Source organism: Paracoccus sp. SMMA_5_TC (assembly GCF_009696685.2).
Classification (GTDB): domain Bacteria; phylum Pseudomonadota; class Alphaproteobacteria; order Rhodobacterales; family Rhodobacteraceae; genus Paracoccus.
This window is the reverse complement of record NZ_CP102355.1, coordinates 860,495-882,044: the sequence shown is the minus strand read 5'-3', so window position 1 is coordinate 882,044 and position 21,550 is coordinate 860,495. Positions and strand designations below refer to the sequence as shown.

The 21,550-nt window shown below is 62.8% G+C and carries 24 protein-coding genes; 18 read left to right on the top strand and 6 right to left on the bottom strand.

All coding sequences use genetic code 11. The features are described 5' to 3' along the window. Positions 1–64: 64 nt before the first annotated feature. Positions 65–388 carry an SH3 domain-containing protein gene (locus GB880_RS04430; protein WP_154491474.1) on the top strand — a complete coding sequence of 108 codons (324 nt, stop codon included), beginning with the start codon at positions 65–67 and terminating at the stop codon, positions 386–388. Positions 389–395: 7 nt separating this feature from the next. Here the strand turns inward: GB880_RS04430 and GB880_RS04425 are convergent, their stop codons facing one another. From GB880_RS04425 to GB880_RS04410, 4 genes are all read right to left on the bottom strand, one after another. Further along, on the bottom strand, positions 396–1,370 hold the full coding sequence (locus tag GB880_RS04425) for an NAD(P)H-dependent flavin oxidoreductase (RefSeq protein WP_154491471.1): 975 nt from the start codon (positions 1,368–1,370) through the stop codon (positions 396–398). Between the two features lie 74 nt (positions 1,371–1,444). Beyond that, positions 1,445–2,500 carry an aldo/keto reductase gene (locus GB880_RS04420; RefSeq protein ID WP_154491468.1) on the bottom strand — a complete coding sequence of 352 codons (1,056 nt, stop codon included), beginning with the start codon at positions 2,498–2,500 and terminating at the stop codon, positions 1,445–1,447. 99 nt (positions 2,501–2,599) lie between these two features. Beyond that, a complete protein-coding gene (locus GB880_RS04415; RefSeq protein ID WP_154491465.1) occupies positions 2,600–3,676 on the bottom strand; it encodes a hybrid-cluster NAD(P)-dependent oxidoreductase in 1,077 nt (358 codons plus the stop codon). Continuing rightward, complete coding sequence (locus GB880_RS04410; RefSeq protein ID WP_154491462.1) at positions 3,676–4,914, bottom strand: aromatic ring-hydroxylating oxygenase subunit alpha; 1,239 nt, start codon at positions 4,912–4,914, stop codon at positions 3,676–3,678. The genes GB880_RS04415 and GB880_RS04410 overlap by 1 nt, the downstream gene beginning before the upstream one ends. A 162-nt stretch (positions 4,915–5,076) precedes the next feature. Between GB880_RS04410 and GB880_RS04405 the strand changes: the two genes are divergently transcribed. The 8 genes from GB880_RS04405 (at position 5,077) to GB880_RS04370 (ending at position 13,727) form a co-directional block, all read left to right on the top strand. After that, positions 5,077–6,093, top strand: a complete 1,017-nt coding sequence (locus tag GB880_RS04405) for a TAXI family TRAP transporter solute-binding subunit (protein ID WP_154491459.1) — start codon at positions 5,077–5,079, stop codon at positions 6,091–6,093. Positions 6,094–6,501: 408 nt separating this feature from the next. Next, positions 6,502–6,948: a CopD family protein gene (locus GB880_RS04400; RefSeq protein ID WP_154491456.1), complete on the top strand. Its 447-nt coding sequence runs from the start codon at positions 6,502–6,504 to the stop codon at positions 6,946–6,948. A gap of 125 nt (positions 6,949–7,073) precedes the next feature. Further along, entirely contained in the window at positions 7,074–8,345 is a 1,272-nt protein-coding gene (rho, locus tag GB880_RS04395) for a transcription termination factor Rho (RefSeq protein WP_154491453.1), read from the top strand. 19 nt (positions 8,346–8,364) lie between these two features. Continuing rightward, complete coding sequence (gene mnmE / locus GB880_RS04390; protein ID WP_263467371.1) at positions 8,365–9,624, top strand: tRNA uridine-5-carboxymethylaminomethyl(34) synthesis GTPase MnmE; 1,260 nt, start codon at positions 8,365–8,367, stop codon at positions 9,622–9,624. A gap of 8 nt (positions 9,625–9,632) precedes the next feature. Continuing rightward, complete coding sequence (mnmG, locus tag GB880_RS04385; protein ID WP_263467315.1) at positions 9,633–11,495, top strand: tRNA uridine-5-carboxymethylaminomethyl(34) synthesis enzyme MnmG; 1,863 nt, start codon at positions 9,633–9,635, stop codon at positions 11,493–11,495. Further along, positions 11,492–12,073 (top strand): 16S rRNA (guanine(527)-N(7))-methyltransferase RsmG, encoded by a 582-nt coding sequence (rsmG, locus tag GB880_RS04380; RefSeq protein ID WP_154491444.1) that lies wholly within the window; start codon positions 11,492–11,494, stop codon positions 12,071–12,073. The genes mnmG and rsmG overlap by 4 nt, the downstream gene beginning before the upstream one ends. Further along, complete coding sequence (locus tag GB880_RS04375) at positions 12,066–12,842, top strand: ParA family protein (protein ID WP_154491441.1); 777 nt, start codon at positions 12,066–12,068, stop codon at positions 12,840–12,842. Before rsmG ends, GB880_RS04375 begins: the two co-directional genes overlap by 8 nt. Positions 12,843–12,851: 9 nt before the next feature. Beyond that, positions 12,852–13,727 (top strand): ParB/RepB/Spo0J family partition protein, encoded by an 876-nt coding sequence (locus GB880_RS04370; RefSeq protein ID WP_154491438.1) that lies wholly within the window; start codon positions 12,852–12,854, stop codon positions 13,725–13,727. An 87-nt stretch (positions 13,728–13,814) separates the two neighbouring features. On the opposite strand, the gene GB880_RS04365 is transcribed toward GB880_RS04370, so the two are convergent. Then, positions 13,815–14,366, bottom strand: coding sequence for a nucleotide exchange factor GrpE (locus GB880_RS04365; protein ID WP_154491435.1), 552 nt, complete (start codon positions 14,364–14,366; stop codon positions 13,815–13,817). 7 nt (positions 14,367–14,373) lie between these two features. Continuing rightward, entirely contained in the window at positions 14,374–15,429 is a 1,056-nt protein-coding gene (gene hrcA / locus GB880_RS04360; RefSeq protein WP_154491432.1) for a heat-inducible transcriptional repressor HrcA, read from the bottom strand. 82 nt (positions 15,430–15,511) lie between these two features. On the opposite strand from hrcA, the gene rph reads away from it, so the two are divergent. The 9 genes from rph (at position 15,512) to mobA (ending at position 21,550) form a co-directional block, all read left to right on the top strand. Then, positions 15,512–16,225 carry a ribonuclease PH gene (gene rph, locus GB880_RS04355; RefSeq protein ID WP_154491429.1) on the top strand — a complete coding sequence of 238 codons (714 nt, stop codon included), beginning with the start codon at positions 15,512–15,514 and terminating at the stop codon, positions 16,223–16,225. Continuing rightward, the gene (rdgB, locus tag GB880_RS04350) at positions 16,222–16,827 is read left to right on the top strand and encodes an RdgB/HAM1 family non-canonical purine NTP pyrophosphatase (protein ID WP_154491426.1); all 606 of its coding nucleotides are present in this window, start codon (positions 16,222–16,224) and stop codon (positions 16,825–16,827) included. The genes rph and rdgB overlap by 4 nt, the downstream gene beginning before the upstream one ends. Continuing rightward, entirely contained in the window at positions 16,820–17,194 is a 375-nt protein-coding gene (locus tag GB880_RS04345) for a RidA family protein (protein ID WP_154491423.1), read from the top strand. Before rdgB ends, GB880_RS04345 begins: the two co-directional genes overlap by 8 nt. Then, a complete protein-coding gene (gene hemW, locus GB880_RS04340; protein ID WP_154491420.1) occupies positions 17,191–18,387 on the top strand; it encodes a radical SAM family heme chaperone HemW in 1,197 nt (398 codons plus the stop codon). The genes GB880_RS04345 and hemW overlap by 4 nt, the downstream gene beginning before the upstream one ends. After that, entirely contained in the window at positions 18,371–18,751 is a 381-nt protein-coding gene (locus tag GB880_RS04335) for a YbaN family protein (protein WP_263467314.1), read from the top strand. The genes hemW and GB880_RS04335 overlap by 17 nt, the downstream gene beginning before the upstream one ends. Before the next feature lie 115 nt (positions 18,752–18,866). Further along, a complete protein-coding gene (locus tag GB880_RS04330) occupies positions 18,867–19,505 on the top strand; it encodes an ATP-dependent Clp protease proteolytic subunit (RefSeq protein WP_154491417.1) in 639 nt (212 codons plus the stop codon). Further along, positions 19,502–20,014: a GNAT family N-acetyltransferase gene (locus tag GB880_RS04325; RefSeq protein WP_154491414.1), complete on the top strand. Its 513-nt coding sequence runs from the start codon at positions 19,502–19,504 to the stop codon at positions 20,012–20,014. Before GB880_RS04330 ends, GB880_RS04325 begins: the two co-directional genes overlap by 4 nt. Continuing rightward, positions 20,011–20,856 carry an S-formylglutathione hydrolase gene (gene fghA / locus GB880_RS04320; RefSeq protein ID WP_154491411.1) on the top strand — a complete coding sequence of 282 codons (846 nt, stop codon included), beginning with the start codon at positions 20,011–20,013 and terminating at the stop codon, positions 20,854–20,856. The genes GB880_RS04325 and fghA overlap by 4 nt, the downstream gene beginning before the upstream one ends. Positions 20,857–20,935: 79 nt before the next feature. Next, entirely contained in the window at positions 20,936–21,550 is a 615-nt protein-coding gene (mobA, locus tag GB880_RS04315) for a molybdenum cofactor guanylyltransferase MobA (protein ID WP_154491408.1), read from the top strand.

The window sequence follows — 21,550 nt, the reverse complement described above, 5'->3', positions numbered from 1 at the left end:
TTCGGCACCGGGCAGTTGCTGCTAGGGTCAAGCCTGCGCAAACGGCAAGCAGCAGGAGAGGCGAATGCGCATTACAGCAGCAATGGTGTTTCTGATGCTTGCCGGACCGGTGCAGGCACAGCGACTGGCCGTGCCTGTCGACACCTCCTGTCCGGCCGATTCTCAGGCAGCTTGCGCCGGCGCTGCGACGGTGACGGGTTTGAATCCGCAGGGCGACGGTTTTCTGGCGATCCGCACCGGGCCTGGCACCCGCTACAAGGTCATCGGCAAGCTTTACAACGGCGACGAGGTCACCACCTACCGCAGCCACGGGGAATGGCAGGCCGTCAGGGGCCGCGGTGTCACGGGCTGGGTGCATGGCCGGTGGCTGGACAACCACCGACCCTGACCAGGATCTAGGCCCCGCACAGCGCCTGTCTGGCGGCGGCGTATTCCTCGGCCAGACGATCGACCAGCACAGCGGCCGGTTCGATCGACCTGACCGCGCCAATGCCCTGTCCCGCGCCCCAGATCTGGCTCCATGCCTTGGGTTTGGCGCCGCTGGTCGCCTTGTCGAAATCCATGGTGGAAATATCGCCGGCGGGCAGGTGGTCGGGATCCATCCCCGCGGCCCTGATCGAGGGACCCAGATAATTGCCCGAAACCCCGGTGAACAGCGATGAGGTGACGATGTCCATGGCGCCGCAATCGACGATCATCTGCTTGTAGGCGGGCTGGGCCTGCGCCTCGTCGGTGGCGATGAAGGCGCTGCCGACATAGGCCAGGTCTGCGCCCATGGCCTGCGCCGCCAGCACGGCACGGCCGGTGGCGATGGCGCCCGACAGCAGCAAGGGCCCGTCGAACCATTCGCGGATTTCCTGGATCAGTGCAAAGGGCGATTGCGGCCCGGCATGGCCGCCAGCCCCGGCAGCCACGGCGATCAGCCCGTCGGCGCCCTTTTCGATGGCCTTGCGTGCAAAGACGTTGTTGATGACATCATGCAGCGCGATACCGCCGCAGTCATGTGCGGCTGCGTTCACCTCGGGGCGGGCGCCCAGGCTGGTGATCCAGATCGGCACCTTGTGGCGGTGGCAGATCTCGATGTCGCGTTCCAGCCGGGCGTTGCTGCGATGCACGATCTGGTTGACGGCAAAGGGCGCGGCCGGACGGTCGGGATTGGCCTGGTTGTGACGGTCGAGTTCCTCGGCGATCCGGGTCAGCCAGGCGTCCAGCAGCGGCGGCTCGCCCGGCTTTTCCCGCGCGTTCAGCGCCGGAAAGCTGCCGACGATGCCGGCCTTGCACTGCGCGATCACCAGATCGGGCCCCGAAACGATGAACATGGGCGAGGCGACGACGGGAATGCGCAGATGCGACAGGATGGCGGGCAGCATGGGACACCTCGGGCTGTTGACGCCGGCAGATTGCCCGCAGCAGGGCCTGCTCTCAACCCTGCCGTCGCGTCCGATCAGAACGGCAGCGGATGCGACCTGTGCAGCTTGTCGATGCTTTTCAGCGCCTGATCGCTCAGCACCAGGTCCAGCCCGGCCAAGAGGTGATCCAGTTGCGCAAGGTCCGTCGCGCCCAGGATCGGGATCGTCGCAAAGGGTCGCTGCCGGGTAAAGGCGATCGCCATATGGATCGGATCCAGCCCCAGTTCGGCCGCCAGCCCGTGCCAGGCCTCCACAGCCAGTGAGGCCCGGGGGGTGAAGCGCCCGCCCAGATCGCCCGGCCCGCCGCTGGCGCGATCGGCGGCGATGCGACTGGCGGGCGGCACCACGCCTCGGCGATACTTGCCGGTCAAAAGGCCGGCCGCCAACGGCGAATAGGCCAGCAGCACCAGCCCCTCGTTCACGGCGACCTCGGCCAGGTCAGTGTCAAAGGCGCGATACATCAGCGAATATTCGTTCTGGATGCTGACCATGCGCGGGGCGCCCATCGCCTCGGCAGTATCGATCCAGCGCATCGCCCCCCAGGCGGATTCGTTCGACAGGCCGATGGCGCGGATCTTGCCGGCGCGCATTGCCTGATCCAGCGCCTCAAGCACGTCCTGCATATGCGCCAGGGTGGCGGCACGGTTCTGGGTCGAGGGATCATAGCGCCAGTTCTGCCGAAAAGCATAGCTGCCGCGCACCGGCCAATGCAGCTGGTAAAGGTCGATATGATCGCAGCGCAGCCGGCGCAGCGAATCGTCGATGGTCTGGCGCAGGGTGGCACCGTCATAGCCATGCGCGCGCACCTTGTCGCCGGGTCCGGCGGCCTTGGTCGCGATCTGCACCCGGTCGCGGCCGCCGCGCGTCGCCAGCCAGTCGCCGATGATGGTCTCGGTCAGCCCCACGGTTTCCCGGCGCACCGGATTGACCGGGTAGAGTTCGGCGGTATCGAACAGGGTGATACCGGCGGCCAGGGCCCGGTCAAGTTGCGCATGAGCCTCGGCGGCGCTGGTCTGGTTGCCGAAGGTCATCGTACCCAGGCTGACCGCGCTGACCTGCACGCTGCTGTTTCCCAGGGTCATCTGCCGCATCATCGCCCCTTTCGCCTTGTCTGCGCCACCCGCCACAATCCCGGTCGGGTAGCTGATGCGGATTGATGCGCCGAACTTGGCCGCATGACAAGTGCGGGACTAGACCTCGACCGTGACGGCGCCGATCGGATGCGAGCAGCAGGCCAGGATATAGCCCTGGGCGATATCGTCATCGGTGATGCCGCCGTTGTGGACCATATGCACCTCGCCCGCGGTCTTGCGGATCCTGCAGGTGCCGCACAGCCCGAAGGTGCAGCCCGACGGGATGTTCAGCCCGTTGGCCTTGGCCACCGCCAGCACGGTGTCGGTTTCATGGCATCTCGCCGTGACCCCCGAGGCGGCGAAGGTGATCTGCGCCCCGGCGGCCTCGTCCAGCACCACGTCGTCCAGCACCGGCGCCTCGGCCTCGGTGCGCACGGGCGCGCCAAAGCTTTCCTGGTGGTAGCGGTCCATGTCATAGCCGAGCGCGATCAGCATGTCGCGCACCGCCTGCATGAAGGGCTCGGGGCCGCAGCAGAACACCTCGCGTTCCAGATAGTCCGGCGCCATCAGGCCCAGCATGATCTGGTTCAACCGCCCGCGATAGCCGTGCCAGCTGCGAAAGGGGTCGTCCTCCTCGACGGTAAAACGCAGTTGCAGGCCGGGCACGCGATCGGCCATGCCCTCGAGCCGCTGGCGAAAGATGATGTCGCTGGGCCTGCGCGCGGCATGGACAAAGACGATGTCGGGCATTTCGCCCGAATCCCAGGCCCAGGTGGTCATCGACATCATCGGTGTGATCCCTGACCCGGCCGAGATGAACAGGTATTTCGGCGCCTCGTGCCGGACAAAGCTGAAGATCCCCGAAGGACCAAAGGCGCGCAGCCGCATCCCCGGCCGCAGATGGTCCAGCATCCAGCGCGTGCCGATGCTGGCCGCCTGGGCCTTGACGGTGACAGAGATCGACAGCGGCCGCGATGGCGACGAACTGATCGTATAGGTGCGCTGGAGGTTGCCACCCGGCACCGGCAGGTCCAGGGTCATGAACTGCCCGGGCTGATAATCGAAATAGGCGCCCGACGGCGCGCGGAAGGTAAAGGTGGCGGTGTCCGAGGTTTCGGGCACCACCATCACGCATTCCAGCGGCTCGTCATCCTTCCACGGCTTGTCGCCGAAGGCCTTGACCAGAACCGCCATCACTCGGCCGCCATGGCAGGGGACGGGGTCAGCCGTTCGACCATGGTGTCGCAATACCAGTCGACGAACTGGATCACGCCCTCTTCCTGGATCATCGAATAGGGGCCCGGCTCATAGGCGGGCGACAGGATTCCGGCCTGGTTTTCCTCGACCACCTGGCGATCCTCGTCATTGGTGTTCAGCCAGACGCGGGTCAGATCCTCGAGATCGTAGTCCACGCCTTCGACGGCATCCTTGTGCACCAGCCAGTTCGTCGTGACCTGGGTCTCGGTGGGGCTGATCGGCAACACGCGGAAAACGATGGCGTGATCGGCCAGGAAGTGATTCCACGTATTCGGATAGTGATAGAACAGCAGGCTGCCGGCATCGTTGAAGGGCATGTTGCCCATGCGCTTGCCGACCGCGGCCTTGGTGCTGAGCGTATAGCTTTCGGCATTGTTCAGCAGCGGGATGCGCGCCAGCCGCCACTGCATGCGCGGGTGGTTGACGAAGCGCGAGGGCAGGCCCGCGGCCTCGCAGCGCTGCCAATGCGCCAGGATGTCGGGGCTGGCGCTGTCGGGGCCGTCCATGGCGGTCATGCGCGGATTGTCGGAATAGGTCCGGCACAGCGACGGGTGGCTGCCGCCGCAATGATAGCATTCGCGGTTGTTTTCCATCACCAGTTTCCAGTTGCCCTTTTCCACGATGGTCGAGGAATGGGCGACCCTGGCATCGGCCAGCTGGTTGGGCGCCAGATAGCTGGTCAGCTGCCTGGCCAGATCGGCAATCGGCGGGGGCACCTGTGCCAGGCAGACAAAGACCATGCCATTCAGGTCGACGCAATGCACCGGTTTCAGGCCGAATTTCGCGGCGTCGAAATCATCGCCCATGTCGCGAGCGTAAAGCAGCTTGCCGTCCAGCTCGTAGGTCCACTGATGATAGGGGCAGACCAGCTTGGCCGCCGTGCCGTTCGGCTTCGAGCACAGCCTTTGGCCGCGATGCCGGCAGACGTTGTGAAAGGCCCGCACCTTGCCATCGCCGCCGCGCACGATCAGCACGGGATAGGCGCCGACCTGCATGGTTGCATAATTGCCGGTCCGGGGAATTTCGCAGGCTGGAATGGCAAACAGCCATTCCTTGTACCAGATCTGTTCCAGATCGGCCTGAAACACGCCTTCATCGCAATACAGATCCCGCGTGAGCGCAAAATTCCTTTGCCGGTTCACGATCTGGTTGAGGATTTCGGATGAGTTCAACATGGCGCGGCTCCGGTGACCCTGTGGCTTCCTTGCGGCAGATTTGCACCGCTTTCCCGCTCGGCCAGCGATCAAAAGCGACGTTCCGATGGCGAAAATGAACTTCCTTGCGACTGGGATGGATCACGCTTGCGCAGCGCGGCGTCATCGCCAAGGATTCGCTTCATGAAACAGGGCCGCAAGTCACGCAGGATCGCCGCGCTGATGGGTCTGGCCGTCGCGCTGGCACTGCCAGCAGCGTGGGCCGAGGCACCGCAATTCTTTCGTATCGGCACCGGCCACAGCGGTGCCACCTATTACCCCGTCGCCAGCCTTATCGCACACGCGCTTTCCGCCCCACCGGGCGCGCCGGATTGCGGGCAGCCGGGCGAATGCGGCGTGCCGGGTCTGGTCATTTCGGCCATCGAGACCCCCGGATCGGTCAGCAATGCCGAGGCGGTCCAGAGCGGCCAGTTCGAGTCGGCATTCATCCAGGGCGATATCGCCGTCTGGGCCCATGAGGCAAGCGGTCCCTGGCAGGGGGTTGCCCCGGCATCGAAGCTGCGCGCCATTGCCAGCCTGTATCCGGAATCTGTCCATCTGGTGACCAGCGCCGCATCCGGCATCCGCAATCTGCAGGATCTGCGCGGCAAACGCGTGTCTCTGGACGAGCCCGGATCCGGCACCTTGGTCGAGGCACGCCTGATTCTCGATGCGGCAGGACTTGCGGAATCCGATCTGACGCTGCGCCCCTTGTCCTTGCCCGAGGCAGTGGCGGATCTGCAAGCCGGAACCCTGGATGCGTTCTTCTTCATGGGTGGTTATCCAGCCGCAAGCGTGGCGGAACTGGCCAGCCGGATGCCCGTGCATCTGGTGCCCATCCCGGATGCCGTCGCGCAGCGTCTGGTCGCAACGCATCCGTTTCTGTCGCGCAACGTAATCCCGGCCGGCACATATGAAGGTCAGACCGAAGAGGTGGCAAGCCTTTCGGTCAGTGCGTTGTGGGTTACCTCGGCGGACCAGCCATCCGATCGCATTCACGCCCTGACCCAGGCGTTGTGGAGCGATGCGACCCTGACCCTGCTGCGCGAGGGTCACGTCAAGGGACGGGAAATTCGCCTGGAAACCGCGCTCGAGGGCGTGGGTTTGCCGCTGCATCCGGGCGCCGCGCGCTTCTATCGGGATGTCGGCCTGCTGGATTGATGGCCGGGCCGCGAGCACGGGCATAACCCTGTGGAAAACCTGAAGCGACTCAGCTGGTGAAAGCTGGGGGAAACCGAAAGGGGTGCCGGTTCCGCCCTGGTCCAGATCCGGCATCGACAGGAACAATCCTGGTTTGTCCACATGTAGACAGGCCGGGGAATTCTTCCCACAGGCTGTGGACAGGGAAAGTTTTCACAAACTTATCCACAGGCAGTTAACATGCAAGACACTGTAATAACAGGATCATTTCTCGCATGGCTTTCTGGATGCATTTTTTTCCCCAATGATCCGCAGCTGGGGATAGTGGCCGTGAAACATTCTTATCCTGTCATCCACAGGCCCTACCACCACATCAACATCCTTTATCTTTAATCCTTAATGGATAAAGGAGGGGCCGGAGGTATCCGCATGACCGATCTGCTGAGCATCGCCTATCCCTGGATCAAATCGCTGCACGTGATGGCCGTGATTTCCTGGATGGCAGGGCTGTTCTATTTGCCACGATTGTTCGTGTATCATGCCGAACGCGGTCTTGGCGGACAGGAACCGGCAAAGACGCTGACCATCATGCAGGACAAGTTGCTGGTGCTGATCATGCGGCCGGCGATGATTGCGACCTGGCTGGCAGGTATCTTGCTGGTTCTGACACCGGGGATTGTCGATTGGGGCCAAATCTGGCCCTGGACCAAGGGGGCGTCTGTCCTTGGGATGACATGGTTCCATTTCTGGCTGGATCGCCAGCGCGAGGCCCTGCAGAAAGGCCGGGGTCTGAGCGGCCGAGGCTATCGGTTGATGAACGAGGTGCCGACGCTGCTGATGGTGGTGATCGTCCTGTCGGTCATCGTCAGATTCTAGAAGAATTGACTCGGTCAGCGACACGGCCTATGTAACGGCCGTCCGCCGTCCGGTGGAATCCTTCCTGCAAACCGTTTCCTGCGCGACACCGATGAGGCATCGGTCGTTGCGCGCATAGGGCCAAAATGACCGAAGAACGTCTTAACCTGTCCGATCTGAAGGCGAAAAGCCCGGCCGACCTGCTGGCAATGGCCGAGGAATGGGAAATCGAAAACGCCTCGACCATGCGCAAGGGCGAAATGATGTTCTCGATCCTCAAGGAGCATGCCGAAGAGGGCTTCGAGATCGGTGGCGATGGGGTTCTGGAGGTCGTGCAGGATGGTTTCGGGTTTCTGCGCTCGACCGAGGCGAATTACCTGCCAGGTCCGGACGACATCTATGTCAGCCCCGACATGATCCGCCAGCACTCGCTGCGCACGGGCGATACTGTCGAAGGTGTCATCCGCGCGCCCGGCGAGAATGAGCGCTATTTCGCGCTGACCCGCGTCGAGAAGATCAATTTCGAGGATCCCGAAAAGGCCCGTCACAAGGTCGCCTTCGACAACCTGACGCCGCTTTATCCCAATGAGCGGCTGAAGATGGAGATCGAGGATCCGACCATCAAGGATCGATCAGCCCGTATCATCGACCTGGTGGCGCCCATCGGCAAAGGGCAGCGGTCGCTGATCGTGGCACCGCCGCGGACCGGCAAGACGGTGCTTTTGCAGAATATTGCCCATTCGATCGAAAAGAACCATCCGGAATGTTATCTTATCGTGCTGTTGATCGACGAGCGGCCCGAAGAGGTGACCGACATGCAGCGCTCGGTCAAGGGAGAGGTGATTTCCTCGACCTTCGACGAACCGGCCAGTCGCCATGTCGCAGTGTCCGAAATGGTGATCGAAAAGGCCAAGCGCCTGGTCGAGCATAAACGAGATGTTGTTATCCTGTTGGATTCGATCACAAGACTTGGTAGGGCTTTCAACACCGTGGTGCCAAGTTCGGGCAAAGTGCTGACAGGTGGTGTGGATGCCAATGCGCTGCAACGACCGAAGCGCTTTTTCGGTGCCGCGCGCAATATCGAAGAGGGCGGATCGCTGACCATCATCGCGACCGCGCTGATCGACACTGGATCGCGCATGGATGAAGTGATCTTTGAAGAATTCAAGGGCACCGGAAACAGCGAGATCGTGCTGGATCGCAAGGTTGCCGACAAGCGCGTGTTCCCCGCCATGGACATTCTCAAATCGGGCACCCGCAAGGAAGAATTGCTCGTCGATGCCAAGGATCTGCAGAAAACATATCTGCTGCGCCGCATTCTCAATCCGATGGGCACGACCGATGCCATCGAATTCCTGATTTCCAAGCTGAAGCAGACCAAGACAAACGCCGAATTCTTCGATTCGATGAACGCCTGAGGGTTCAAGCGGGACGATGGTGGACACGATCTTTGCCGAAGCGACCCCGCCGGGTCGGGGCGGCGTGACAGTTGTCCGGCTGTCAGGCCCGCTGGCGCGAACCACGCTGCAATCGCTTGCGGGCATCATCAACGAGCCGCGACGCGCCCATCTGCGCGCCTTGCGCGATGGCGATGATCTGATCGATCATGCGCTGGTCATGTGGTTCGCAGAAGGCCAAAGCTTTACAGGCGATGAGGTGGCCGAGTTGCATCTGCATGGGGCACCGGTGATCGCGCAGCGCCTGACACGGGCTCTGCTGGATCGGGGACTGCGTCGCGCCGAGGCGGGTGAGTTCAGCCGAAGGGCGTTCCTGAACGGTCGCATGAACCTGGCCGAGATCGAAGGTCTGTCCGATCTGCTGGCCGCTGAAACCGAGGCTCAGCGCAAACTGGCAATGCGCATTACCGCAGGCGAATTGGGGCGCAAGATTGACCGCTTGCGGCAGGATCTGATCCGTGCAGGCGCATTGATCGAGGTCAGCATAGATTTTGCTGATGAGGATGTGCCTGAAGAAGTTCCGCAGGAAGTCTTTACCTTGATTGCGGGGATTCAGGAAGAGTTGCAGACGATGCTGGCCAGCTATCCTGCGACCGAAAGGCTACGCCAGGGTTACGAGGTTGCCATCATCGGGCCGCCCAATGCCGGAAAATCCACCCTGTTGAATACCATAGCCAAGCGTGAGGTCGCTCTGGTTTCAGATATCGCGGGCACGACGCGCGATATTCTGGAATTGCGCACCGATCTGCATGGTTTGCCGGTGACCTTTCTGGATACCGCAGGTCTAAGAAGCAGCACGGATCCGGTCGAATCGATGGGTGTCGAGCGTGCGATCAGGCGGGCGGAAGGCGCAGATCTGCGCATTCATCTGTCGCCCGAAGGCCAGAAACTGCGTCCCCATATGCCCGGGGATCTTGTCGTTCGCTCAAAGGCAGATCTTGAGAAAGGCGATGATTTCGCAATCTCTGCGCTTACTGGTCAGGGGGTCGCGGAACTGCTTGAGATGGTCTATGATCATCTGCGTTTGCGGGCGGCAGATTCGGGGTTGATCAGCCACAAGCGCCAGGCCGAGGCCTTGCAAAGGGCGGCACACGCCTTGCAGGTCGAAGAATCGATGCCCGCAGAAATTCTGGCGGAGTCCCTGCGTCAGGCAAACACTGCCTTGGCTCAGGTTGTCGGAGCTATCGGGGCCGAAGATTATCTTGATGAAATCTTCAGTGCCTTTTGTATCGGGAAGTAGGGTTTCACGTGAAACATTTTGATGTGGTTGTGATTGGTGGCGGACATGCCGGGCTGGAAGCCGCAATGGTTTCAGCGCGGATGGGCTGCGAGACCGCTCTGATCACCATGAAACCTGAGGATATAGGAACGATGTCCTGCAACCCGGCGATCGGTGGCCTGGGTAAAGGGCATCTGGTGCGCGAAATCGACGCATTAGACGGCGCGATGGGACGGCTGGCCGATGCGGGCGGTATCCAGTTTCGTCTGCTGAATCGCCGCAAGGGGCCAGCAGTGCAGGGTCCGCGCGCGCAGGCGGATCGCAACCTTTATCGCCAGGCAGCAATGTCCGCGGCAAGGGAACAGGCAAACCTGTCCCTGATCATCGCAGAAGTTGCCGATCTGGTTCGGGAAGGCCGCAAGATCGCCGGGGTCAGGCTGGCAGATGGTGAAGATATTCGCGCCACTCAGGTCGTGTTGACCACCGGCACCTTTCTGAACGGCTTGATTCACCTGGGCCCCGAAACGCGTCCGGCAGGACGCTGGGGTGATGGGGCAGCAAACCGCCTCGCCGCTTCACTGCTTGAGCTTGAACTTCCGCTCGGACGTCTCAAGACCGGAACACCCCCGCGACTTTCTCGAGCAAGTATCGACTGGGATGCTTTGGAAGAACAACCCGGGGATGACCTTCCGGTAATGTTTTCCTATCTCAATTCGAGGCCGCTGGTCGAACAGATCAGCTGCGCGATCACGCACACCAATGACCGAACTCATCAGATCATTCGCGACAACTTGCATTTGTCGGCAATGTATGGGGGCAGGATCGAAGGTGTCGGGCCGCGCTATTGTCCGTCGATTGAGGATAAGATCGTGCGATTTTCGGACAAGCCGTCGCATCAGGTTTTCCTTGAACCCGAGGGACTGGACAGCGAGCTGGTATACCCCAATGGCATATCGACCTCGCTGCCGGTCGATGTGCAGCTGAGTTACGTCCGCTCGATGCGGGGGCTGGAGAAGGCCGAGATCGTCCAACCTGGATATGCTGTAGAATATGATTACGTCGACCCCAGGGCCCTGTTGCCCACGCTGCAGGTGAAAAACCTGCAGGGGTTGTATCTGGCAGGTCAGATCAATGGCACCACGGGTTATGAAGAGGCCGCTGCGCAGGGGCTGGTTGCGGGGCTGAACGCGGCTCTGGCAGCTCAGCGGCGTGAAGCTTACGTATTCAGCCGCTCGCAAAGCTACATTGGCGTCATGATCGACGATCTCGTCACACGTGGAGTCAGCGAGCCCTACCGCATGTTCACTTCTCGGGCGGAATTCCGGCTTTCCCTGCGGGCCGATAACGCAGATCAAAGACTGACGCCAATCGGTCTGGATTTGGGTTGCGTAAGCTCTCGACGGGCATCGCATTATGCTGAGAAAATGCAAAAATATACCCGGGCACGGCAACAGGCGGAACAGATCACTTTCACGCCGTCCCAACTTTCGAAATTGGGCATAGAGGTGCGCCAAGATGGACAGAAGCGCAGTTTCTTTGCGCTGCTGAGCCAACAGACGGTTCGCCCGGAACAGTTGCACGGACTGTGCCCGCAATTTTATGAGAACGATGCGGAAACCGTCGCGCAGGTCACCACGGATTCCATCTATCATCAGTATGTTGAGCGCCAGCAGCGTGATGCGGAATATTTGCGGCGGGAAGAGCAGGTCGCGATTCCGCCAGATTTCGACTATGAAGCACTTGCAGGGCTATCGCACGAGCTCAAGTCGAAACTGTCCCGATATCGACCCGCTACGCTGGCGGCCGCGGCCGCGATCGAGGGCATGACCCCGGCAGCGCTGACTTTGCTGTTGGCGGTTTTGCGCAGCGGTCAGCGTTGGGCTGCGGGATGAGTGTTTCACGTGAAACAGCGCTTTTGCATTCCTATGCGGCGCTGATCCGAAAGTGGAACCCGGCGATCAACCTGGTTGCACCATCAACACTCGACGAACTTGAGCAACGACATATCGCTGACAGTCAACAATTGGTTACTGCGGCAGAAGCGGCTCGGGGGCACTGGGTCGATCTGGGTAGCGGCGGGGGACTTCCGGGCGTGGTGGTCGCCATCTGTCGACCTGATTTGGCTGTGACTTTGATCGAAAGCGACCGGCGAAAATCCGCTTTTCTGCGAAATGTTGCGCGCGAACTCGGGCTGGCAAACACGACCGTGCTGAATGCGCGTATTGAAGCTGCGCCGGCGCAACACGCAAACCACGTCAGTGCCCGCGCCTTGGCGGCGCTTCCCCAATTGCTCGCCTACGCATCACGTCATTTGCGTTCCGATGGAACCGCCTGGTTTCTCAAGGGCCGTACATGGCAATCCGAGGTCGACGCCGCCCGTAAAATCTGGCAATTTCGACTGGAAGTTACCGCCAGCCGCACCGATACCGAAGCGGCTATCCTGAAGATCATGGATCTGAAACATGCGTGAAGCCAAGATCATAGCCGTCGCCAATCAAAAGGGCGGGGTCGGCAAGACAACAACGGCCATCAATCTGGGAGCGGCCCTGGTCGAGCACGGGCAGCGGGTTGCGATTATTGATCTGGATCCGCAAGGGAATGCATCAACCGGTCTTGGCATTCCTGCAGAGGCGCGCGATCTGTCCGCTTATGATCTGCTGGTCGGCGATCATGATCTGGACTCGGTCCTGTGTGATTCGACCGTTCCTGGATTGCGCATTGTGCCCTCTAACCGCGATCTGGCTTCGGCCGATCTGGAATTGGCCGGACGCTCTGGGCGAACGCAGTTGCTGCGGCGCAAGCTGCATCACATCACCGGATTTGATGTGGTGCTGATTGATTGCCCGCCCGCGCTTGGCTTGCTGACAGTAAACGCCATGGTGGCCGCCGATGCGCTTCTGGTGCCGCTTCAGGCCGAGTTCTATGCGCTGGAGGGGCTTTCCCAGTTGCTCATGACGGTGCGAGAGGTTCGGCAAACCGCGAACCCGGATCTTCGCATCGAAGGCGTTTTGCTGACGATGTCCGACAACCGTAACAACCTGTCGCAACAGGTCGAAGCCGATGCCCGCAAGACCCTGTCGGGACTTGTTTATCAGACGGTTATCCCAAGGAATGTTCGGCTGTCCGAAGCGCCATCCCATGCGATCCCGGTGTTGCAATACGATCCGCAATCCAAGGGCAGCGCAGCCTATCGCGAACTTGCCAAAGAGTTCCTTTCCCGTCAACTTGCCGCTGCCTGAGGACTTTGAATGTCAGAACAAAAACTGGAAAAGCGTGGTTTGGGCCGTGGCTTGTCGGCGCTGATGGCGGATGTCGATCTGATCCCGTCGGATCGGCCGGCGCCTCGACAAGTGCTGCCGGTCGAACAGCTGACACCAAACCCGGATCAGCCCCGGCGCAACTTTGCCCCCGAAGCCTTGCAGGAATTGGCCGATTCCCTGCGCAGTCGCGGTCTATTGCAGCCGCTGATCGTGCGCCCGCATCCCAGTGATCGGGGGCTTTACCAGATCGTGGCCGGTGAACGGCGTTGGCGGGCTGCGCAGATGGCGCAGCTTCATGAAGTCCCGGTCATCGTGCGCGATCTGAGCGATACCGAGGTTCTTGAGGTTGCCATCGTCGAAAACATTCAGCGGGCCGATCTGAATGCGATCGAAGAGGCTGCTTCCTATCGGCAATTGATGGACAGGTTTGGCCATACCCAGGAAAAACTGGCTGAAGCGCTCAACAAGAGTCGCAGCCATATCGCGAACCTTTTGCGCCTGCTGAACCTGCCAGAACAGGTTCAAACCTGGCTGAAGGAAGGCAAGCTGACGGCTGGACATGCACGCGCGTTGATCACGGCGCAGAATGCCGTCGATCTGGCGCGCAAGGTCATTGAAAAGAACCTGTCGGTTCGGGAAACCGAAGAACTGGTGCGCCGTCAGGCAGAGGGTGCCAAGCCAAACAGACCCCGAGCCTCGACCGAGAAGGATGCCGACACCCGGGCCCTGGAAGGGGATCTGAGCGCGCATCTGAAGATGAAGGTGGCGATCAACCACAAGGGTGCGGATGGCGGTCAGTTGGTCATTACTTACAAGGATCTGGACCAGTTGGACCGGCTGTGTCAGTTGCTGAATGCGTCCTGACCACATCTGGTATCCAAGCTGAACAAAAACACCAGATAATGAAAAACCCCCGGATTTCCGGGGGTTTTGCATCACGAATGAGGGGTGTCAGTTCGCCGGCGCAGAACTGACGCCGACCTTTGCAGGCCGCAACAGCCGGTCATGCAGCATGAAACCGCTGTCCATCACCTGGATGATGCTGCCCGCAATGGATCCGGGAACCGGGGCCTCGAACATGGCTTCGTGCTGCTGGGGATCGAACTTGTCGCCTATCGCCGGGCTGATGATGCTGATGCCATGTCTTGCGAATACGTTCTTCAGTTCGCGCAAGGTCAGTTCGACCCCCTCCAGCAGCGCCGAGGCAGCAGCGCGCTGTTCGTCCCCGGCCGCCTCAAGCGCACGGCTCAGCGCATCATAAACGGGCAGCAGGTCGCGCGCCAGGCGCGAGCCGCCATATTGTTCGGCATCACGGCGATCCTTTTCGGCGCGTTTGCGCGCGTTTTCGGCATCTGCCAATGCGCGCATGAACCGGTCGCGGTATTCGTCCCGCTCGGCAATCAGCGCCTCCAGATCGGGCGAGGGCGCCTCTTCTTCCTCGACCGCCAGCGGGTCCAGAAATTCCTCGTCCAGCGAACTGCCGTTCGGGTTGTCCTTGGTCATGTCCTCATCATCCTTTCCGGCCAGAGAGCATCCGGCCGACAAGCTGCGCAGTGTAATCCACGATCGGCACGATACGGCCATAGTTCAGCCTGGTGGGGCCGATGACGCCGACCGCGCCGACAATCTTGCGGTCAGCATTCATATAGGGCGAAACCACCAGAGAGGAACCGGAAAGTGAAAAAAGCTTGTTCTCGGAGCCGATGAAAATCCGGACACCTTCGCCCTGTTCGGCCAATTGCAGGAATTCGGCGATGTCGCGTTTCCGTTCCAGATCGTCGAACAGGCTGCGGATGCGATCCAGATCGGCAGCCTCGTCATCCAGCAGGTTGGCGCGGCCGCGCACGATCAGCCGGGCGTCGGAACCGTCGCTATCCCACATGGCCAGACCCGAGGCGATCAGCGCCGCCGCCATGCTGTCGAGTTGCTGACGACTGGCATCGATCTCGTGGGCGATGTCGCGGCGCAGATCGGCCAGCGTTCGGCCTTCGGCAACCGCATTCAGGAAATTCGCGGCTTCGCGCATGGAACTTGCTGTATGACCCGGAGGCGGAGAGAATATCCGGTTTTCCACCCGGCCGTCGCCGAAAACCAGCACCACCAAGGCGCGGTCGGGCGCCAGGCTGACGAAATCGATGTGCCGCAGCGGTGCTTCCTGCTTCGGCATCAGAACCAGCGAGGCGCCATGCGTCAGGGCCGACAGGGCGGTGCTGACGCGATCCAGCAACGCACCCGTGTCGCCGCTGTCATCGGCCAGGGTTTCCTCGATCATGCTGCGGTCGGTGGCAGAAACCGGTCCTGCCTCCATCAGCCCGTCGACGAACAGGCGCAGGCCAAGTTGCGTGGGCATGCGACCGGCCGAAACGTGAGGGTGATCCAGCAGGCCCAGATGTTCCAGATCCTGCATGACGTTGCGAATGGTGGCGGCACTGACCTTTTCGCTCATGTCCCGGGTCAAGGTGCGCGATCCCACGGGCTCGCCCGTGGCCAGATAGGTTTCCACCACGCGACGAAACACCTCGCGCGAGCGGTCGTTCAGATCGGAAAGCAGGGCGTGGTCGGGCATGTCACGGTTCGGGCGTTCACGGGTTGCGGTCTGGGGCACATGGCCTGTATTTGAACGGCATAACCCCGGAAAGGAATGAAAGATGCGCCCCTCTGGCCGGAATTTAAGTGATATGCGTCCGATTTCAATCGAAACGGGCATCATGCGCCATGCCGAGGGCTCGTGCCTGATCTCTTGCGGCGACACCAAGGTGCTGTGTTCGGCCACGATCGAGGACAAGGCGCCGCCGTTTCTGAAGGGTTCGGGCCAGGGATGGGTGACGGCGGAATACGGCATGTTGCCGCGCGCCACCAATTCGCGCAATCGGCGCGAGGCGGCGGCCGGCAAGCAGTCGGGCCGCACTCAGGAAATCCAGCGCCTGATCGGCCGGGCGCTGCGCGCCGGGGTGGATCGCCGGGCGCTGGGGGAACGGCAGATCGTCATCGATTGCGACGTGATCCAGGCCGATGGCGGAACGCGTTGCGCCTCGATCACCGGCGGCTGGGTGGCGCTGCGTCTGGCGGTCAACAAGCTGTTGAAGGCCGGGCTCGTCACCGCTGATCCGATCATGGATCATGTGGCGGCGGTGTCCTGCGGCATCTATGGCGGACAGGCGGTTCTGGATCTGGATTACGCCGAGGACAGCGAGGCCGGCACCGACGGCAACTTTATTCTGACCGGCAGCGGCAAATTGATCGAGGTGCAGATGTCGGCCGAGGGGGCGACCTTTTCGCGGCCGCAGATGAACCAGCTTCTGGATCTGGCCGAGGCGGGCGTGGCCCAGCTGGTCGCGGCGCAGAAGGCCGCCCTGGCATGAGGCGGCTGACCGACAGGCGGCTGCTGGTGGCCACCCACAACGCCGGCAAGCTCGAGGAGATCCGCGCCATGATGGCCCCCCATGGCATCGAGGTCACCAGCGCCGGCGAGCTGGGGCTGCCCGAGCCGGCCGAGACCGAAGACAGCTTCATCGGCAATGCCCGGATCAAGGCGCGCGCGGCGGTCGCGGCCACCGGCCTGCCGGTCCTGGCCGATGACAGCGGCATCACCGTCGATGGTCTGGACGGCGCCCCCGGTGTCTATACCGCCGATTGGGCCGAAACCCCCAACGGCCGCGATTTCCTGCAGGCGATGACCCGCACCTGGTCCGAGCTCGAGGCTCGTGGCGTGCCCGAGCCGCGCACCGCGCAGTTTCGCGCGACGCTGCTGCTGATGTGGCCCGACGGGCATGAAGAGGTATTCGAGGGCGTGGCCCCCGGGCGGCTGGTCTGGCCGCCGCGGGGGCAGGGCGGGCACGGTTATGATCCGATCTTTGTGCCTGACGGGCATGACATCACCTATGCCGAGATGACTCCCGCGCAAAAGAACGCGATCAGTCACCGTGCCCGGGCATTCGCGCTGCTGGAGCAGGCCCTTGCGTAGAATCTCGACCGGCTCGCCCCTGGAAACCAGCTTTGGTTACAGCCGGGCGGTGGTGAAGGGACCGTGGTGTTTCGTTTCTGGCACTACTGGCTATGACTATGCCGCCATGGCCATGCCCGAAAGCGCCGCCGACCAGACCCGCAACGCACTGGCCACGATCTTTGCCACACTGGCCGAGGCCGGCTTTCAGCCCGCCGATATCGTGCGCGTGCAATATACCATCACCGATACCGCCTGGCTGGACGAGGTGGTGCCGGTTCTGGGCGCGGCGATGAAGGATGTGTTACCGGCCGCCACCATGGTTGTCGCCGGGCTTGTCAGACCCGAAATGAAGATCGAGATCGAAGTGACCGCATTCAGGGAATGACATTGGACCCATCCACCGCCACCGCCAGCCCGACCGCTCTTGCCCAGGACTGGCGGGCGGCGGGGTTCGGGCTTTATGTGCATTGGCCGTTCTGCGCGGCGAAATGTCCCTATTGCGACTTCAACAGCCATGTCGCGGCCAGCATCGACCAGGCGCGCTGGCTGGCGGCCTATCGGGCCGAGATTGCCCGTCTGGGCGCCGAAACCCCGGGCCGGGTGCTGAACAGCATCTTTTTCGGCGGCGGGACCCCCAGCCTGATGGCCCCCGAGACCGTCGCCGGCGTGATCGAGGCCGCGCGCAGGGCCTGGCCGCTGGCCAATGACGTGGAAATCACCCTCGAAGCCAATCCGACCAGTGTCGAGACCGGGCGCTTTCGTGGCTATGCGGATGCCGGGGTCAACCGGGTGTCGATGGGGGTTCAGGCGCTGAACGACGAGGATCTGCGCCGTTTGGGGCGGATGCATACCGTGGCCGAGGCCCGCGCTGCCTTCGACATTGCCCGCGCCTGTTTCGCGCGCGTCAGCTTCGATCTGATCTATGCCCGCCAGGACCAGGACCGCGCCCATTGGCGGCGGGAATTGCGTCAGGCGCTGGACATGGCGGTCGATCACCTGTCGGCCTATCAGCTGACCATCGAACCCGGCACCGCCTTTGGCGCACGCCATGCCCGCGGCGGGTTGAAGGGCCTGCCGGACGACGATCTGTCGGCCGACATGTATCTGGATACCCAGGACATCTGCGCTGCCGCCGGGCTGCCCGCCTATGAAATTTCCAACCACGCCCGTCCCGGGGCGGAAAGCCGGCACAACCTGATCTACTGGCGCCAGGGCGACTGGGCGGCGGTCGGGCCGGGCGCTCATGGCCGGTTGACGCTGGCCAGCGGCCGCTGGGCGACCGAGGCGCTGCGCGCCCCCGGCGAATGGCTGGCCGCGGTCGAGGGCCGAGGTTCGGGCGACAGCCGGCGCGATCTGCTGCCCCTGGCCGATCGGGCGCTGGAATATCTGCTGATGTCCATGCGGCTGGTCGAAGGCATGGATCTGACCCGCTATCGCGCGCATGGCGCCCGCATTGCGCCGCAACGTCTGCAGGATCTGATCGGGCTCGGTCTGGTTGATTTGCAGGGCGAGCGGCTGGCGGCAACGCGGCAGGGCCGCCCGGTCCTGAATGGAATCCTGCGTGAACTGGCGGAATAACATGCAATATCTGTGGCTTGCCCTGGGCTGGCTGTTCCTGACGCTGGGGTTGATCGGCGTGGCGCTGCCGGTGATGCCCACAGTGCCTTTCCTGCTGGTCGCGGTCTGGGCCTTTACCCGCTCGTCGCCCCGGCTGGGGGCGCGCATCCTGCGCCATCCGAAATTCGGCCCGCCGATCCGGGCCTGGCGCAAGCATGGAGTGGTCAGCCGTGCCGCCAAGGTCTGGGCGGTGATTGCCATGGCCGGCGGCATTGGCTGGGCGCTGTGGCTGGGCCTTGACGGCCGGTTCATCGCCCTGCAGGCGCTGGTCTGCACCGTCATTGCCATCTGGCTGATCAGCCGGCCCGAACGCCCCTCGGCCTGACATGGCGCGCGCTGCCATCGCCGGGGCTCTCTTTACTCATCGCTAACGCCTGCTTAGTTAAAAGGACGGCGGGGACGGGCGACCATGCCTGCCGTCAACATCAAAAGGACCGATCATGGCAAAGCACTTCATTCTGGACGATGACGACGATGACGATGACGAGCCCCGCCGTCAGGACGCGCCCAAGGACGAAGGGCTGGGCCTGCCCGAAGGCGACAAGATCGGCAAGCTTTACTTCAAGTCGCGCACCGTGATCGTGGCGGGGCCGATCAACGACAAGCTGGCGCAGCGCACGGTGGCGCATCTGCTGGCCTTGGCCGAGGATGGCGACGACCCGATCAACATGCTGATCAGCTCGCCCGGCGGCCATGTCGAATCGGGCGACATGATCCATGACGTGATCAAGTTCATCCGCCCGCGCGTGCGCACCATCGGTTCGGGCTGGGTCGCCTCGGCCGGGGCGCTGATCTTTGTCGGGGCGGAAAAGCAGGATCGCTATTGCCTGCCCAACACCCGGTTCCTCATCCATCAGCCTTCGGGCGGAATCGGCGGCACTTCCAGCGACATGATGATCCAGGCCGAACAGGTCCGGCAGATGCGCGAGCGGCTGAACCGCATCTTTGCCGAGGCGACCGGTCAGACCGTCGAGCGTATCGAACAGGATACGCAGCGCGATTTCTGGCTGAGCACGCAAGAGGCGCTGGATTACGGGCTGCTGGGTCAGGTCATCCGTTCGGTGGACGAGCTGAAATGAGTCAGGGCGGGACGGTCATCCGACCCGCCATGGCCGATGACCATGAAGCCATCTGGCAGATTCTGGAGCCGGTCTATCGGGCTGGGGAAACCTACTGCATTCCGACTGACATCACCCGGGACGAGGCGTTGGCGGATTGGTTCGCCGCGCCCTTCACAGCCTTTGTCGCCGAACGCGACGGGCAAATCCTGGGCACCAGCCATGTCGGCCGCAACCGACCCGGCCCCGCCAGCCATGTCGCCAATGCCAGCTTTGCCACCCATCCGCGGGCGCGCGGGCAGGGGGTGGCGCGCGCCCTGGTCGATCATGCCAAGGCCTGGGCGCGCGAGCAGGGGTTTCGCGCCATGCAGTTCAATTTCGTCGTCTCGACCAATGCCGATGCGGTTCATCTCTGGCAGCGCGCCGGCTTTGCGGTGGTGGGACGGTTGCCGGGCGCGTTCCTGCACCCGCGTCACGGCTATGTCGATGCGCTGGTCATGTTTCACGATCTGACAGGAGAGGCCGCTTGACCCACACCGTCGAGACATTGTCCGAAAGTCGCTGCTTCGGTGGCATCCAGGGCGTCTATCGTCACCTTTCGCAGGCGACGGGCACGGCCATGACCTTCGGTCTTTATCTGCCACCCCAGGCCAGCGATGGACCGGTGCCGGTGCTGTGGTATCTTTCGGGTCTGACCTGCACGCATGAAAACGCGATGATCAAGGCCGGTGCGCAGCAATGGGCGGCGCAATACGGGCTTGCTATGGTCTTTCCCGACACCTCGCCGCGCGGGGAAGGCGTGGCCGATGATGAGGCCTATGATCTGGGGCAGGGCGCGGGTTTCTACGTCGATGCCACCGAAGCGCCCTGGGCGCCGCATTTTCGCATGTGGAACTATGTGACGCAGGAGTTGCCGGCGCTGGTGTTCGAGCGCTTCGCCCTTGACGGCCGGACCCAGGGCATCACCGGCCATTCCATGGGTGGCCATGGCGCGCTGACCATCGCCATGACCTTGCCCGAGCGTTACCGCTCGGTCTCGGCCTTTGCGCCGATCGCCAATCCCAGTGAATCCGACTGGGGGCGCAAGCAGCTGGGCGCCTATCTGGGCGCCGATCGCGGGCAATGGGCGGCGCATGACGCCAGCATCCTGATGCGCGAGCGCGGCTTTCCCGGCGAGGTGCTGATCGACCAGGGGACCGAGGATCAGTTTCTGGATCTGTTGCGCCCGGAAACCCTGGCGGCGGCCATGGTGGCGCGGCGCCAGCCCGGGGTGCTGCGCATGCAGCCGGGGTATGATCACAGCTATTTCTTCGTGCAAAGCTTTATCGCCGATCACATCCGCTGGCACGCCGAGCGTCTGACGACCGGCTGACCAGCCCCGGCATTTGCACCGCCGCCCCGGCTCTGGCAGACTGATCCGGGATGGAAAACAGGGCTGCAAGGTGGCAGGAATGGGCGGCGGCAGGCCGACGGTGCTGGCGGTGATCCTGGCGGGGGGGCGTTCGACGCGGATGGGCGGCGGCAACAAGGCGCTGCGGCTTCTGGCGGGCGAAACCCTGCTGGCGCGGGTGATGTCGCGGCTGCGCCCGCAATGCGCGGGGCTGGCGCTGAATGCCAATGGCGGGGGCGAGGCCTTTGCCGATTACGACCTGCCGGTGATCGCCGATGGCTTCGGGGGGTTTCCGGGCCCTCTGGCGGGCGTGCTGGCCGGCATGGACTGGGCGGCAAGCCAGGGCGCGACCGAGGTGGTCTCGGTCAGTGTCGATACACCGTTCCTGCCGCTCGACCTGGTGCACCGCCTCTACGAGGCCCGCGGCCGCAGCGGCCTGGCGCTTGCCGCCAGCCCCGATGCCAGCGGCAGGCTGCGCGACCATCCTACCTGTGCGCTGTGGCCTGTGACGCTGCGCGCGGACCTGTGCGCCGCGCTGGAATCGGGGCTGCATCGGGCCGGCCAGTTCGCCGCCGCCTATGATCCCGGCCGCGCCGTGTTCGACAGCCGGCCGGTCGATCCCTTCCTGAACATCAACACGCCCGAGGAACTGGCCAGCGCTGCAAGACTTGTCTAG